The sequence below is a fragment of the Streptosporangium sp. NPDC049078 genome, assembly GCF_040648855.1.
In the GTDB taxonomy this organism is placed as follows: Bacteria; Actinomycetota; Actinomycetes; order Streptosporangiales; family Streptosporangiaceae; genus Streptosporangium.
The window spans coordinates 281404-296889 of sequence record NZ_JBEZEL010000001.1 but is presented as its reverse complement, the minus strand read 5'-3'; the positions used below and the strand labels follow the sequence as shown (position 1 = coordinate 296889).

Sequence of the window (15486 nt, the reverse complement as noted above, 5' to 3'; positions counted from 1 at the left end):
CGGGCGGGCGGTGACGATCAGCGAGGTCGCCAGGCACGCCGGAGTGGCCGTGAGCACGGTGTCGTACGTGCTCAGCGGGAAGCGCGCGATCTCGGCCGACACCCGGCGCCGGGTGCTCGACAGCGTGCGGGTCCTCGGATACCACCCCAACGCCGGTGCGAGGGCCCTGGCCAGCAAGCGGGCCAACGTCATCGCGCTGGTACTGCCCCTTCGGGCGGGCGTGCACGTCCCGGTGCTGATGCAGTTCGCCACCTCGGTGGTCACCGCCGCGCGCAGGTACGACCACGACGTGCTGCTGCTCACCGCCGACGAGGGCTCCGACGGGCTGCGCAGGGCGGCGGCGAGCGCCTTGGTCGACGGGCTGGTCGTGATGGACGTGGAACTCCACGACAGCCGGGTACCGCTGCTCAGGGATCTCGCCGAACCCAGCGTGCTGATCGGCTTCCCCGCCGACTCGGCCGGCCTCACCTGCGTCGACCTCGACTTCGCGCGGGCGGGCGCGCTCTGTGTGGAGCACCTGGCCGAGCGCGGGCACCGGGAGGTCGCGCTGCTCGGCGCCCCCTCGGTCGTCTACGACCGGGGCACCGGCTTCGCCCGCCGCACCAGGGAGGGCTTCGTCGCGGCCGTGGGCGAGACCGGCCTGACCGGCGTGGCCCTGCCGTGCGAGGAGAACTTCGACCAGGTCTCCGCCACGATCGCCGAGCTCCTCGACAGCAGGCCGGGCCTGTCCGGGCTGGTCGTGCACAACGAGGCCGCGGTCGGTCACGTGCTGGGGGCGCTGCGCCAGTACGGCAGGCGGGTGCCCGGCGACGTCGCCGTGGTGGCGATCTGCCCCGACGACATCGCGGAACGCTCCAGTCCGCCGCTCACCTCGGTGCTGATCCCGGCCGAGGAGGTGGGCCGTCAGGCGGTCCGGCTGCTCATGGAGAAACTCGAAGGCCGCGCCGTCCCCGACGGCACCCTGCTCCAGCCGAGGCTCACCGTCCGCGACAGCACCTGAGGTGCCTTTCGCCGAGGTCCTCGTCGTTCCCGACGGCTCCTGAGGTGCCTTTCGCCGAGGTCCTCGCCATCCACGACGGCATCTGAGGCGCTGCCTTCCGACGGTTTCCCCGCACTCCGAGGCCCCACCGCCCGCGACGGCATCCGAGGCGCCCTGCGCCGAGGTTCTCACCGTCCTCGACGGCTCTTGAGGCGCCCGACCCGGCGGCTTCCCGCCAAGGTCTTCCCGGCGAACCCCCTGTTTCCCCTCAACGGCGACGGGCGCGCTCCCCCAAGGGAAACGCGCCCGCCGGTCTTGCGTGCGTACTGTCCTACCTGTTCGGCTTCTGCCGGGTGTTCCGCGCGGAACGACTACCAGTCGCCGCCGCCGAAGTCACCGCCGCCGAAGTCGCCTCCGCCGCCGAAGTCACCCCAGCCCCCACCGCCGAAGTCGCCTCCGCCGCCGAAGTCGGTGGCGCCGCTGCTGTCGCCGCCGCCGCCGTAGCCGCCGTAGCCGTAGCCGCCGAAGCCGCCGCTCATCATGCTGCCGATCATCGTGCCGACCAGCATGCCGGTCATGACGTCGCCGAAGCCGCCGTAGTAGCCCTGGGCGTAGGGCTGGTAGGCCGGGCCCGCGTCGTAGTACGGGCGGCGCTGACCGTTGACCATGACCTCGCGCGCCTGCGGCTCGAAGCCGCGCTCGACGGCCTCCGCGTCGGCCGCGCAGGCGGGCACGTCGCGCAGCGCACCGCCGGGCGGGGCCCAGCGCACGTCGCGGACGGAGGGGCCGTGCTGCGGGTTGAAGAAGCACGGGGAGCGTCGCTCGGGCAGCGGCTGGTTGTTGACGCGCGCCTTCACGCAGGCGAGGGCGTAGCGGCCCTCCTCCAGCGCGGTGGTCACGCCACGGAGCTCGTCGGGGCGGTTGACCGCCGCGAGCTCCAGCTTGGCCCGCTCGTAGGAGTCGAGGGCGCGCTGCCAGTCCTGCTGGTGGTCGGCGCCGTCGTTGAGCAGCTTGACGTCGGTGTCGAGGTCGGTGATCTCCTCACCGAACTTGGTGACGTCCTCGTCCACGGTCTGCTTGACCGCGGCCAGCTCGGCGGCCTCGCGCTCCTCGCGCTGCTTCTTCTTCTTGCGGGAGTAGAAGAAGATGCCCGCGCCACCGGCGAGGGCGAGCACCAGGATGCCGACCAGCACGCCCGTGCCGGAGCCGCCGGAAGAGCTGGAGGAAGCGGAGGAGGAGTCGGAGGAGCCGGCCGGGGCACCGCCACCGACGGCCGCCGCGTCGGCCAGCTTGATGAAGTTGATCACGTTGTCGGTCGGGCTGGAGGCGGTCTTCGCCCGCCCGAGCAGCTCGTCGACGTCGACGCCCTTGATGTTGGTGACGCCGAACGGCGTGGTGCCGCTCATCACCAGGACGACGGACTTGGAACCGACGCCCTTGAGGATCGAGCTCAGCAGAGTCCTCGCCTGGGACTGGCTGCCGATCGAGCCCTTGGGCAGCAGTGCCACGTAGACGGAGGAAGTCTCGTCGGCAGCCTTGCGCATGGCGTCGACGGCATCGGTGGGCAGACCCGCAGCGGGATCGGCGTAGAAGTTGTCCCCGTCCGTCAGCTCAGAGACGATCGCACTGGGGTCTGGCGCCGCGGCGTGGGCCGCCGGGGCGATCATGGACATGGCGAGCAGCCCGACGAACAATGCCATGATCATGGCACCGAAACGACCTGGCGCGGCTTTTGTGATGGTCACGGCAGAAAGCCTCCTTCGTCCTGAAGACGAATGAGTGGACGACAGAGTTCCCCACTCATCGACCGTATCCCCTTCAGGGCCGGGTCAAGCGTCCCCCGCCCACCTCGGTAGGGGATCGTCACACTGCCCCTCTCGGCTCGGCACCCGGCCTCGCCCGGTTCGACCCGGTACGCGCCCGCGTCCCCGGCTCGGCGTGCATCCGTGCGGACCCTCTCCGCGCTTACCCGCCCTCGCCTTTCCAGCTCCGCCGGACCGTGCTCCGCAGACCCGGGCCGCCGAACCGTGGACCGCGGGCGCGCTCAGGTGTCCTTGATCTCGCAGATCGTGGCGCCGGAGGAGATGGTCTGGCCGACCGACGCCGCCAGTCCCGTGACGGTGCCCGCCTTGTGGGCGGTGAGCGGCTGCTCCATCTTCATCGCCTCGAGCACGACGATCGTGTCACCGGCCGCGACGGTGTCGCCGTCGGCGACGACGATCTTGACGATCGTGCCCTGCATCGGGCTGATCAGGGAGTCGCCGCTCGCGGCCTTCCCCGCCACCCCGCCGCCGCTCCGGCGCGGCGCCTTCGAGGCCGCGCGGCCCGCCCCCGCGGCGTTGCCGACGGCGAATCCCGAGGGCAGCACCACCTCAAGCCGCTTGCCGCCCACCTCGACGGTGATCCGCTCCCGCTCGGCCAGCTCCCCGGCCGTGCCCGGCTCTCCCTCGTACGGCGGGATCACGGTGTCGAACTCGGTCTCGATCCACCGGGTGTGCACCGAGAACGGCTCGCCCGTGAACGCGGGGTCGTCCACCACGGCCCGGTGGAAGGGCAGCACGGTCGGCATGCCGCCGATCTCGAACTCCGCCAGGGCCCTGCGCGAGCGCTCCAGTGCCTGCCGCCGGGTCGCACCGGTCACGATCAGCTTGGCGACCAGCGAGTCGAAGGACTGCGGGACGGTCATGCCCGCCTCGTAGCCGGCGTCCAGGCGCACCCCGGGACCCGAGGGGGCGCTCATGCTCGTGATCGTGCCGGGGGCGGGCAGGAAGCCGCGCCCGGCGTCCTCGGCGTTGACGCGGAACTCGATCGAGTGGCCGCGCGCCACGGGGTCGCCGTAGCCGAGCTCCTCACCGTCGGCGACGCGGAACATCTCCCGTACGAGATCGATGCCCGCGACCTCCTCGGTCACCGGGTGCTCGACCTGCAGACGGGTGTTGACCTCCAGGAAGGAGATCGTGCCGTCCTGGCCCACCAGGAACTCGCACGTGCCGGCGCCGACGTAACCCGCCTCGCGCAGGATCGCCTTGGAGCTGGTGTAGAGCAGGTCGAGCTGCTCGGGTGACAGGAACGGGGCCGGTGCCTCCTCGACCAGCTTCTGGTGGCGGCGCTGCAGCGAGCAGTCGCGGGTGGACACCACGACCACGGTGCCGTGGGCGTCGGCGAGGCACTGGGTCTCCACGTGCCGGGGCCGGTCCAGGTAGCGCTCGACGAAGCACTCGCCCCTGCCGAAGGCGGTGACGGCCTCGCGGACCGCGCTGTCGTACAGGTCGGGGATCTCCTCCAGGGTGCGCGCGACCTTCAGCCCGCGCCCGCCGCCGCCGTAGGCGGCCTTGATCGCGATCGGCAGGCCGTGTTCGGCGGCGAAGGCGACGACCTCCTCGCTCCCCGAGACCGGATCGGTGGTGCCCGCCACGAGCGGCGCGCCGACCTTCTGGGCGATGTGCCGGGCCTGCACCTTGTCGCCGAGCGCGGTGATCGCGGCCGGCGGCGGGCCGATCCAGGTCAGCCCCGCGTCGATCACGGCCTGGGCGAAGGCGGCGTTCTCGGCGAGGAAGCCGTAGCCGGGGTGCACGGCGTCGGCTCCGGCCTCGGCGGCGACGCCCAGCAGCTTGCCGACGTCGAGGTAGGTCTCCGCGGGAGTCTCGCCGCCGAGCGCGCGGGCCTCGTCCGCGACCCGGACATGGAGCGCGTCCAGATCCTGGTCGGAGTAGACGGCGACGCTGGCCAGCCCGGCGTCCTTGCAGGCACGGGCGATTCGTACGGCGATCTCACCACGGTTGGCGATCAGGACCTTGTGCACCGACGTCGTTCCCTTCAGTACGTGCCAGTACGTGCGGAGGAGAGGACTGGCGGGCCTTCAACGGAGTGTAGGCGTCGCCTGACGGCAAGGGGTGGGTGGGTCCCGCAGTCCTGGTCATGCCCCCGGGTCCCGTTTCCGATATCGCCCCTGCCCCTGCTCTCAGCCCCGGCCCCGGTTTCGACCTCGGTCGTGGTCCTCGTCCCGGTCTCGGCCCCGGCCGGGGCGCGGAGGAGCCCCGCCCGGCCGCTCCCGAGGTCCCGCCCTTCACCGCGATCTCGCATAACAGTCCTATAACCCCTCTGAATTACGAAAAATCACAGCAATGGAGAACGTTTAGCCTCTCGGCCACCGAGGGAACGTCCATAGCCGCTTGGCATAACCCGGGCACCTCTGTGATCCTTGCGCCTATCGTGTTTTCGTTTGGCGACCGACTCTCCCCGACACCGATCCTAAGGAGACTGGCATGAGCCAGAACTTGCTCGGCGGCAATCCCGCGGAAATGCAGCAGATGGCCACCCAGTTCACCCAGCAGGCCGACCAGGTGAGGGCCACCGTGGCCGCCCTCGACCGGGAGGCCGCGAAGGTCGGCACCGCCTGGACGGGGCCCGGTGCCCAGCGTTTCAGCGAGGCCTGGCAGAACTACCGCGCCGCTTTCCAGCGCATGTCCGAGGAGCTGTCCGAGGCTTCTCGGGTCATCAACACCTACCGCGGCAATATCGAGTCCGCCACGCGCTAGAAAACGGTCCGCCGAAATGCCCCGTCCCACAAGGGACGGGGCATTTCCGCACTGGACGCATCGGCAGCGGAGAGTGCGCCGGCACGAGGGCCTCTCGTGCGATGACGAACCGTCGTACGACGGCGGCCTCTCATGTGACGGCGGCCTGGATGGGGGTGACCGAGCCCAGGGTCACGAGCAGGCCGCGGCCGGGAGGGCCGCCGACCGCGCCGCGGGGGAGGCGGACGGTGAACAGGTCACCGTCGGCGGGACTCTGGACCGCGAGCAGCAGGCCCGTCCTGCCCTTGCGGGCCTCGGCCGCGAACCCCCGGTAGGCGGTGGTCAGATCGCCGGTGGTGCCGCCGACGAGCAGGCCGTGCTCGCCGTCCCTGCCGCTGCGCAGCACCTGTTCCAGCGCGGTACCCAGGGGGGAGTCGGGGGAGATCAGCTCGGCGTCGTCGACGATCACGACGTAGCGGTCCTGCCCCGCGACGGCCTCGTGCAGGTCGCCGTTCGAGTCCAGCACGGCCAGCACGCCGGGGGTGTCCACCAGCGTGCACAGGGGGCTGCGCCGAGGGGTGACGAGGACCGCGGGGGTGCCGTGGGAGAGCAGCGAGTGGGTGGCGGTCAGCAGGGCCGTCGACCTGCCCGACCTGGGCGGACCGGCGACGACCGCCGCCGGGCCGTGCGCGAGCAGGTCGACGCCGAGCGGTGCCAGCGAGTCGCCTCCCGCGCCGAGCAGCGCCCACAGCGGTGAGGGAGGCCGGAAGGAGGGCACGAGGTCCAGGACCTGCGCGGCGGTGACGCGCATCGGCAGCGCGTCCACCCGCATCGGCGGCTCTGCGGTGATCTTCGGCGCCGAGCGGGCCAGTGCCTGGAGCGTGGCGACCTGCGCCGGTCCCGAGGGGTCGTCGCACAGCAGCGCGATCTGGCTCTCGATCGTGCCGTGCTCGCCGGTGGACAGCGCGCGGCCCGGCGCGAGGGTGGCCGGCAGGTCCTTGATGGACAGCCCGGCCAGGCCGTAGTCGGTGGGGTCGGCCAGCCGCAGGATCAGCCGGTCGTCGAAGACCGTGGAGATCTGCCCGATCAGCGCCGACCTGTCGCCGGTCACCACGGCCCGCAGTCCCACCGCGGGGCCTTCGCGCAGCAGCTGCATCAGCGACTCGATCAGCCGCCCGTAGTCGTACGCCTCGAACGCGGCGACGAACCCCTCCCACCGGTCGAGCATCAGGACCAGCCACGGCAGCCGCGGCCCGTCCTCGGCGGCGCGCAGCTCGGCGAGCGAGGCGTACCCGGCCTCGGCGAGGAGCTGCTGGCGCCGTCCCACCTCCGCGCGGAGCCTGGCCAGCAGCCGTTCCACCCGGTCGAGCTGGTCGCGGGTCACCACCGCCCCGCAGTGCGGCATCGCCACCAGGGGCAGCAGCGATCCCGAGCCGCAGTCGATCGCGTGCAGGTGGACGTCGTCGGGGGAGGCTCCGGCGGCGATCGCCCCGGCCAGCGTGCGCAGCGCGGTGGAGCGACCGCTGCGCGAGGCGCCCGCGACGAGCAGGTGCCCCCCGTGGGCGAGGTCGAGCGCGAGCGCGCGCCGGTCCTGTGCCCAGGGCAGGTCGGTGATCCCGAAGGCGAGCGGCGGCACCTCCTCGACCCCCGCGCGGTACGGCAGGGCGCGGGGCGCGTCATCGGGAAGCACGGGCGTCGCGGGAAGGACGGGGACGGTCACGAGGTCGGGGAGCGGTTCGAGCCAGGGACTCGGCTGCTCGGCGACCCCGTCCAGGCGGGCCGCCTCGACCAGGGCGTCGACGAGCAGGGAGAGGTCGGTGACGTGGCCGCTCTCGGCCCCGGCGTGGACCGGCCTGGGCCGTCCCAGGGCCTGCCAGCCGACCTCCGTCACCCGTACCCTCACCTCGCCTCCTGAGGCGCCGGGACTCCGGCCGCCGATCCGCGCGGTCTGCACGGACGTCGCCGCTCCCGCGCCCGACTTCACGTAGCAGCGGCCGGGCGCGGACTTGGGGATGTACGAGGCGTCGGGGCGGTCGATGACGTCGGCCGACTCCGACGCCTCGGTGACCCGCAGGGCGATCCGCAGGGAGGTGTTGGCCTGGATGTCGGCGGTCACCACACCGCCGGGCCGCTGGGTGGCGAGGATGAGGTGGATGCCCAGCGAGCGTCCCCGCCTGGCGATGTCGACCAGCCCGGTCATGAAGTCGGGCAGCTCGCTCACCATGGCCGCGAACTCGTCGATGACCAGCACCAGCCGGGGCAGCGGCGGCGGGGGCTCCAAGGACGCAGAGGTCGCCGAGGCCGCCGAGGCCGCCGAGGCCGCTGTGCGCCCGCGCAGCGGCCTGACCTGGGGGCCGCCTCCGGCGACGAGCAGGTCGCGGGAGGCGCGGGCGGTGCGGGTGTCGCGCAGCTCGTGGTAGTCCTCGATGTCCTTCGCCCCCGCGGCGAGCAGCAGCCGCTCGCGGCGGCGGATCTCCGCGGCGAGCGAGGCGAGGGCCCGCTGGGTGAGGTGGCCGTCGAGGTCGCTCACCATGCCGACGGTGTGCGGCAGCCGCACGCACTCCTTGAACGCGGCGCCGCCCTTGTAGTCGATGAGCACGAACGTCATCTCGTCCGGCCGGTTCGCCACCGCGAGCGAGGAGATCAGGGTCTGCAGCAGTTCCGACTTGCCCGCGCCCGTGGTGCCCGCGATGAGCGCGTGCGGCCCGTCCCTGCGCAGGTCGACGGAGAACGGCCCCTCGGGGCCCACGCCCACCACGGCCTCGGTGGCCCGTCCCCAGCGCCCGGTCAGGGCCGCGCCGGAGAGCGAGGGCAGTTCCAGCAGGTCCAGCAGCCGCGCGGAGTCCGGCAGGGCGAGTCCGGCGTCGTCGCGGCTGACGTCGCGGATCGGCGCCATCGAGCGGGCCAGCCTGTCGCACCAGGCGGACGTCACCTGGTCGGCGAGGATCTCGCCGAGGTCGTCCAGGCCGCCGCCGCGCAGCCGCACCGTGCCGTCGGCCTCCACGGCGGCGACGGTGGCGCACTCCTCGGGCAGCAGTCGCTGGTCGCCGTCGACGGCCAGGGTGTGGACGCCCGCCCTGGGCCCCTGGCGCAGCACCTGGGGCATGCCGGGCAGGGCGCGCAGCGCCTGCGCGCCGTCGAGCACGACCAGCACGTCGTAGGGACGCTCGTCGTAGACGGGGGCGGCGTACAACTGGTCGGCGCCGGTGCCCGCGCCGCCGCCCAGGTCGCCCCAGCCGGCCGGGATGCGGCCCAGCTTGGCCGCGGGACCCGCGGCGGCGTCGTCGCCGAGGCGCTCGTCGATCAGCGCGGCGAGCTCGCTCACCCGGCGGGCCGCGCTCTCCGGATCGGCGCCGACCAGGGCCACGCAGTCCTCGCCGCCGCGCGGGGCGCAGTGCGGCAGCCAGCGGACCCAGTTCCAGCGTTCCTCGCCGTCGCCGTGCGCGGACAGGACGACGATCGCCAGGTCGCGCGGGCTGTGCAGGGCGGCGGCCTGGCCGACCAGCCAGCGCGCCACCCCCGCCGTCGTGTTCCTCGGCCCGGTGAGGCCGGCGACGCCCAGGCGGCGCATGGCCAGCGCCACCGGTACCGCCTGGCAGGTGGGCGGGGCGGGCAGCGGGGCGTCGGCCGGTGCGGAGCGCTCGGGGGTGAACTCCAGGTCGGCGGGGAGGTCGGCGAGGCCGACCCGCAGCCGCAGCGCGTCGGGGTCGTGGTCGCGCCGCTCCCAGAGCCGCCGCCGGGGGCCGGTCACGGTGAGCAGCACCTCGGCGGGGTCGGGCGCGGCGGCGCGGCGGGCGGTCTCGTCGTCGGCGCGCGCCCGGTCCACGGCCGCCTCGAAGACCTCCAGCCGCTGTTTGTACTCCTTGAGCTGCCGGCGGTACTGCTTGCGGCCGTGCCGCCTGTCGCTCCACCACTGGCCGATCATGATCAGTGGTGTCATGAACGCGAACAGCAGGAAGTACGGCGATTTGAGGGCGATGGCGAGGCCCACGCCCAGCGCGGCGGGCAGGAACGCGGTGAGCAGCTGCAGCCGCATCGTCTCCGCCCGCCTGGGCTCGGCCGGGACCTCGAAGCGCCGCGCGCCGCCCGGCGGCCGGAACCTGGGCGGCCGGTTGTAGGCGAGCCCGCCGTCGGGTTGCGCGTCCAGGTGGGCGTCGGGCGGCTCCACCGCCTTGAGGGTGAGCACGGTGCCGCCGCAGCTCAGCAGGGCGTGTTCCGGCCAGGGCAGCGGGCCTTCCAGGGGGTCGCGGCCCAGCAGGGGCGCCGTGCCATCCCCGGGTTCCACGGTGATGGCGTCCGGGGTGAGCCGTACCACCGCGGCCCGCGCGGGCAGCCGGGGGTCGGCCACGGAGACCGAGCAGGCGGGGTCGGAGCCTATGGTGTGCACGCCCAGGCTGAGGCGGTGCACGGAGCCCGCGGCGGGTCCGCCGACCACCCGGATCTCCACGATCCCGCCGGGCTCCTCGGCGAGGGTGGCCGTCGCGAGGGAGCGGTCGAGGGTGACGAGGTCGCCGTCGCGGAGCAGGCCGAGCGCGGGGGCGGCGGGGTCGAGGGGGCGGCCGTCCATCCACAGCGTCGGGGGCTCGGCCCCGGCGGAGTCGCGATCCAGCCCGTACGGGGCCTTGCTGCGCGTCAGCCGCACCACGTTGCTCGGTCGCTCGCCGCCCTGGCCCGCCAGGGACTCCGCGAGTCGTGCCACCGTGGTCGTCTCGTCGCCCTCGACCACGACATCGCGGTCGGCGTGCTCGCTGAGCACGGTGAGCATGATTCGCATCGCCGCTCTCCTCGGGTCGGGCCGCGGGTCCACCGTACAGAGGGAAAACCATCCCGGTGGGAGTGTTCGCGGCAATGTGGTGACTCACCGCCGGTATGTGGAAAACGGTAAAGCCTGTGGATAACTGCCTGGGGATGATGGCCGGTTATACCGTCTCAAGTGGGCATTTGTCGCTGCGGAGGCTTCGGGGCGGTGACCTGCTCGTGATGCGGGGCTGTGGAAAACCTGTTCGGAGAACCGGGGGGAAGTCGCGCGCTCCGCTCCGGATCCGGAAACCGGCGGCATCCCCTTGCGGGGCGGGCATGCCGGACACGGGAATGAGGGGTGAAAAAGCTGGGGTGATTGGTGCGAGAGTTAATTACCGTCCATATCACCCGGATAAGCCTCCCGTCAGCTAGCCAAACGGACATCTTCTTCTGAAGTGGCGTTGACAGCGGTGTTCCTATCAAACGAGCATGGGTCCTGGCTTTTGTCCTACAGCCCGTCCGCATGGTGCGCATAATGGCGTAAATTCGACCAGTAGTTCCCCATATTTTGATCACTCTGGGAGTCCCCCTAACCCATGAGGACCAGTGAGAAGCCAACGGGCCGCGTCCCGGTGAACGCCGAGCGTCAGACCTCGGCGGGCGCCCTGTCGGGTCCGGCGTCGCGCAAGCTCCCCGTGCCCCCACGCGAGCGCAAACCCGCCCTCGCCGCCCTCGCCGTCCTCCTCATCCTGGGCGGCGCCCTCGCCACCACGCTGCTCGTCCTGCGCAGCGGCGACCGCGTCTCGGCGATCGCCGTCTCCCAGCAGATCGGCGCCGGACAGCCCTTCACCGAGGCGATGCTCAAGGAGGTCCAGATCGCCGACACCGGCATCGGCTACGTGGCCTGGTCCCAGCGCGCCCGCGTCACCGAGAACTTCGCCCGCGTCACCCTCCTGCCCGGCACGCTCCTCACCCGCGACATGGTGGTCTCCTCCAGCAGGGAGCTCGGCCCGGGCAAGGCCCAGGTCGGCCTCGCGCTCAAACCCGGCCAGACACCGGGCACCCTGGAGCGCGGCGACCGGGTCCAGGTCGTCCACGTGCCGAGCAAGGGCAGTGGCGCCGACCGGGAGAGCCGGGTGCTGGCGCAGAGCGCCCTCGTCCACCAGATCGGCACGCCGGGCAGGACGGGGGCGAACGGCCTGGTCACCATCATCGTGGACAGCTCCGTCTCACCGCAGATCGTCGCGTACGCCTCCGCGGGTGAGATCGCCCTCGCCGAGCTGCCGGGAGCGCGCTGACGTGGCGCTCATCGTGCTGGCCGCCGACAAGGGCGCGCCCGGCGTGACCACGGCGGCCACCGCGCTCGGCGCGATCTGGCCGCGTCCGGTGCTGCTCGCCGAGTGCGACCCGGCGGGCGGCGACCTCGCCTACCGCCTGCCCGCCGCCGACGGCGGCGTGCTCAACCCCGCGCGCGGACTGCTCACCCTGGGGGCCACGGCCCGCAGGGGCCTGCACCCCGACCAGATCCACGAGCACACCCAGAAGATCGTCGGTGGTCTGGACGTGCTGGCCGGGCTCACCCACGGCGAGCAGGCGTCCGGGCTGACCTGGCTCTGGGGTCCGCTCGGCCGGGCGCTGGCCACACTGCCCGACGCCGACGTGCTCGCCGACTGCGGGCGTCTCGGCGGACACCCGCAGCTCGCCGAGCTGACCGCTGAGGCCGCGCTGGTGGTGCTGTTCACCAGGGCGAGCCTCGACCACGTCGCCCACCTGCGCGAACGCCTGCAGATCATGCCGCGCGAGCCCCAGGTGGGCGTGGTGGTGATCGCCGACCCCCGCCAGTACCGCACGACCATCGACGAGGTGCGCCGGATCGTCGCGGGCACCGGCAGGCACATCGCCTTCGTGAGCGGGCTCGCGCACGACCCCAAGGGCGCCGAGCTGCTGCGCGGCCAGTGGGGCGGACGTCTGGACCGCTCCCTGCTGATCCGCACCGCCAGGGAGCTGGGCGGCCGTCTCGACGCCCAGCTCCGCGCCCAGGAGTCGGCGGAGTCGGCCTTCCGCGCACGGGAGCAGGCCGCACGCTCGCCGGTCAAGCCCGTCGAGCCCGTCGAGCCTTCGAGCGGAGCGAGGCCGTGACCATCGACCACACGCTGGTGAAGCGTTTCCGGCAGGACGTCGGCGACAGGCTCGCCCACCAGCGCCGCCTCGACCAGGCGAGCGGCCTGCCACCGATGAGCGGCGAGGACGAGCGTCAGTTCGCCCGCGCGCTGATCGCCCAGATCCTGGAGGAGTTCGCCCGCGGCGAGATCGGCGTCGGCAGGACGCCGCCCACCGCCGAGGAGGAGGAGGCGCTGGCCGCGGGGATCCACGCGGCCCTGTTCGGCGTCGGCCGCCTCCAGCCGCTGCTCGACGACCCCGAGGTCGAGAACATCGACATCAACGGCTGCGACCGGGTGTTCGTCGGCTACGCCGACGGCCAGGAGCTCATGCGCGAGCCGGTGGCCGAGTCCGACGAGGAGCTGGTCGAGCTGATCCAGATCCTCGCCGCCTACAGCGGTCTGTCCAGCAGGCCGTTCGACACCGCCAACCCACAGCTCGACCTGCGCCTGCCCGACGGCTCCCGGCTCTCGGCCGTGATGGACGTGACGGTGCGCCCGTCCATCTCCATCCGCCGTTCCCGGCTGGGCAAGGTGTTCCTCAGCGACCTCGTGGGAAACGGCACCCTCACCCCCGAGCTGGGACGGTTCCTCGCGGCCGCGGTGGCGGCGAGGAAGAACATCATGATCTCCGGTTCGACGAACGCGGGGAAGACGACCCTGCTGCGTGCGCTCGCCAACGAGATCTCGCCGTCCGAGCGCCTCATCACCGTCGAACGCGCGCTGGAACTCGGCCTCGACCAGTTTCCCGAGCTGCACCCCAACGTGGTCGCCTTCGAGCAAAGGCTCCCCAACTCCGAGGGCCAGGGCGAGATCAGCATGGCGGAGCTGGTCCGCCGCTCCCTGCGGATGAACCCGTCCAGGGTGATCGTCGGTGAGGTCCTCGGCGACGAGATCGTCACCATGCTCAACGCGATGACCCAGGGCAACGACGGCTCGCTGTCGACCATCCACGCCAACTCCTCGATGGAGGTCTTCAACCGCATCGCCACCTACGCCCTCCAGGCCTCGGAGCGCCTGCCGATCGAGGCCACCCACATGCTCATCGCCGGCGCGATCGACTTCGTGGTGTTCATCGAGAAGCGCAACGACTACGCGGTGGGCGGCAGGCTGCGCCGCTTCGTGTCGAGCGTGCGCGAGGTGGCCGGGGTGGACGGGCGGGTGCTCTCCTCCGAGGTGTTCGCGACGGCGCCCGACGGCCGGGTGACACCGCACGCTCCGCTGTCGTGCCTGGAGGAGCTCGCCCACTTCGGCTACGACCCGGGAGGCTGGACATGACCTCCCTGCCTCCGGGCCTGTTCGACCCGCTGGTGCTGCTCTCCGGCCTCGCGCTCGGCGCCGGGCTCTTCCTGCTCTTCCTCTCCCTGTACGGGGTGCCCGTCCGGCCGGCCACCCCCGGCAGGTCGGCGGGCAGGCGCGAGTTCCTGCGCGCGCTGTCCACCCGGTCGGCGGTGGGGGTCATCGCCGGGGTGCTCGTGCTCGTGGTGACCGGGTGGCCGGTCATGGCGGTGGGGGCCGTGCTCCTCGCGCTGGCCTGGCGCGGCCTGTCCGGCGGCGCCGCGGAGGAACGGACCGCGATGCGGCGGCTGGAGGCCCTGGCCGCCTGGACCGAGTCGCTCCGCGACACCATCGCCGGGGCGTCCGGGCTGGAACAGGCGATCCCGTCCTCGATCCGGGCGGCCGCCCCCACCCTGCGCCCGCACCTGCGGTCCATGGTCGACCGCCTGCACACCAGGATGGCGCTGCCCGACGCGCTCAGGCTCTTCGCCGACGAGCTCGACGACCCCTCGGCCGACCTGGTCGTGGCCGCCCTCATCCTCAACTCCAAGCTGCGCGGCCCCGGCCTGCGCGACGTGCTCGGCGCGCTGGCCGTGTCGGCCCGCGAGGAGCTCGACATGCGCCGCCGGGTCGAGGCCGAGCGCCGCTCCACCCGTCGCAGCGTGCAGATCGTGGTCGGTACGGCCCTCGCCTTCGCCGTCATGCTCGTCGTGTTCAACCCCTCCTACGTCGAGGAGTACGACAACACGCTCGGCCAGGCGGTGCTCGTGGTGGTCGCCGGATTCTTCGGCGCCGGGTTCGCCTGGATGCGCCGCCTGGCCCGCTTCGACAAGCCCGCACGCCTGCTCGGCCTGCCCTCCGGAGGCGAGGTGCGCGATGACTGAGGCGCTGCTCGCGGGATCGGTGCTCGGGATGGGCCTGTTCCTGCTGATGCGGGCGCTGTTTCCGGCCCGTCCCGGGCTGGTGACGCGCCTGATGGCGCTCGACGCCGCCAGGGAGGGCACCGACGCGCCCCGCGCGCGGCTCATCCTGCCCGACGAGGAGGTGAGCGCGTTCCGGCGCGGCCTGGGGGAGCGGATGGCCCGCTTCTACGCCGCACGGGGCTGGGAGGCCCGCTCGGCGAGAGCCGACCTCGCGCTGCTCGGCAGGTCGTTCGAGGGCTTCCTCGCCACCAAGGTGCTGCTCGCGGTCTCCGGGCTGCTGGCGTTCCCGCTGCTGGTCGGCTGGCTGGTGCTGATGGGGTGGGGCCTGTCCCTCACCGTCCCGCTGTGGGCGGCGCTCGTGGTCGCCGGAGTCTTCTTCGTCCTGCCCGACCTGCAGGTCAAGCGGGACGCCGCGCGGATGCGCCGCGACTTCCGGCACGTCGTCGGCTCCTTCCTCGACCTCGTCGCGATGAACCTGGCGGGCGGGCGAGGGGTGCCCGAGGCGTTGATGATGGCGGTCTCGGTGGGCAGCCCCGGTCCCGACGAGGACGGGGCCAACTGGGCGATGTCCCGCATCCGCGAGGCGCTCGGCAACGCCAGGATCGTCGGCATCACCCCCTGGCAGGCCCTCGGCCAGCTCGGTGACGAGATCAACGTCGACGAGCTGCGCGACCTGTCCGCCGCCCTGGGGCTGGTCGCCGACGACGGTGCCAAGGTCCGCGCCTCCCTCACCGCCCGCGCCGCGACCATGCGGCGCCGGGAGCTCGCCGAGATCGAAGGGCAGGCGGGTGAGCGTTCCCAGTCGATGCTCGTCGCCCAGCTCCTGCTCTGCGCGGGTTTTGTGATCTTTCTGAGTTTTCCGGCCGCTATGAAGATGTTGGGGTCCTGAC

Annotated in this window: 10 protein-coding genes; 7 read left to right on the top strand and 3 right to left on the bottom strand. The window is 72.7% G+C overall.

The window, feature by feature from the left end; all coding sequences use genetic code 11:
• The first annotated feature begins 10 nt into the window (after window positions 1-10).
• Window positions 11-1000: a LacI family DNA-binding transcriptional regulator gene (locus AB0B90_RS01220; RefSeq protein ID WP_350946389.1), complete on the top strand. Its 990-nt coding sequence runs from the start codon at window positions 11-13 to the stop codon at window positions 998-1000.
• A gap of 350 nt (window positions 1001-1350) precedes the next feature.
• On the opposite strand, the gene AB0B90_RS01215 is transcribed toward AB0B90_RS01220, so the two are convergent.
• Window positions 1351-2724, bottom strand: a complete 1374-nt coding sequence (locus AB0B90_RS01215) for a hypothetical protein (RefSeq protein WP_362920157.1) — start codon at window positions 2722-2724, stop codon at window positions 1351-1353.
• A 299-nt stretch (window positions 2725-3023) separates the two neighbouring features.
• On the bottom strand, window positions 3024-4781 hold the full coding sequence (locus tag AB0B90_RS01210; RefSeq protein ID WP_362920155.1) for a biotin carboxylase N-terminal domain-containing protein: 1758 nt from the start codon (window positions 4779-4781) through the stop codon (window positions 3024-3026).
• Between the two features lie 463 nt (window positions 4782-5244).
• Between AB0B90_RS01210 and AB0B90_RS01205 the strand changes: the two genes are divergently transcribed.
• Window positions 5245-5517: a WXG100 family type VII secretion target gene (locus AB0B90_RS01205; RefSeq protein WP_350946392.1), complete on the top strand. Its 273-nt coding sequence runs from the start codon at window positions 5245-5247 to the stop codon at window positions 5515-5517.
• Window positions 5518-5647: 130 nt separating this feature from the next.
• On the opposite strand, the gene AB0B90_RS01200 is transcribed toward AB0B90_RS01205, so the two are convergent.
• Complete coding sequence (locus AB0B90_RS01200; RefSeq protein WP_362920153.1) at window positions 5648-10270, bottom strand: FtsK/SpoIIIE domain-containing protein; 4623 nt, start codon at window positions 10268-10270, stop codon at window positions 5648-5650.
• 562 nt (window positions 10271-10832) lie between these two features.
• Between AB0B90_RS01200 and AB0B90_RS01195 the strand changes: the two genes are divergently transcribed.
• The 5 genes from AB0B90_RS01195 to AB0B90_RS01175 are packed head-to-tail and all read left to right on the top strand — an operon-like array spanning window position 10833 to window position 15485.
• Entirely contained in the window at window positions 10833-11534 is a 702-nt protein-coding gene (locus tag AB0B90_RS01195) for a hypothetical protein (protein WP_350946394.1), read from the top strand.
• Window position 11535: 1 nt separating this feature from the next.
• Window positions 11536-12375, top strand: coding sequence for a hypothetical protein (locus tag AB0B90_RS01190; protein WP_362920151.1), 840 nt, complete (start codon window positions 11536-11538; stop codon window positions 12373-12375).
• The gene (locus tag AB0B90_RS01185) at window positions 12372-13673 is read left to right on the top strand and encodes an ATPase, T2SS/T4P/T4SS family (RefSeq protein ID WP_362920149.1); all 1302 of its coding nucleotides are present in this window, start codon (window positions 12372-12374) and stop codon (window positions 13671-13673) included. Before AB0B90_RS01190 ends, AB0B90_RS01185 begins: the two co-directional genes overlap by 4 nt.
• Window positions 13670-14557, top strand: coding sequence for a type II secretion system F family protein (locus AB0B90_RS01180; protein ID WP_350946397.1), 888 nt, complete (start codon window positions 13670-13672; stop codon window positions 14555-14557). Before AB0B90_RS01185 ends, AB0B90_RS01180 begins: the two co-directional genes overlap by 4 nt.
• A complete protein-coding gene (locus AB0B90_RS01175) occupies window positions 14550-15485 on the top strand; it encodes a type II secretion system protein (protein WP_362920147.1) in 936 nt (311 codons plus the stop codon). The genes AB0B90_RS01180 and AB0B90_RS01175 overlap by 8 nt, the downstream gene beginning before the upstream one ends.
• Window position 15486 lies beyond the last annotated feature (1 nt).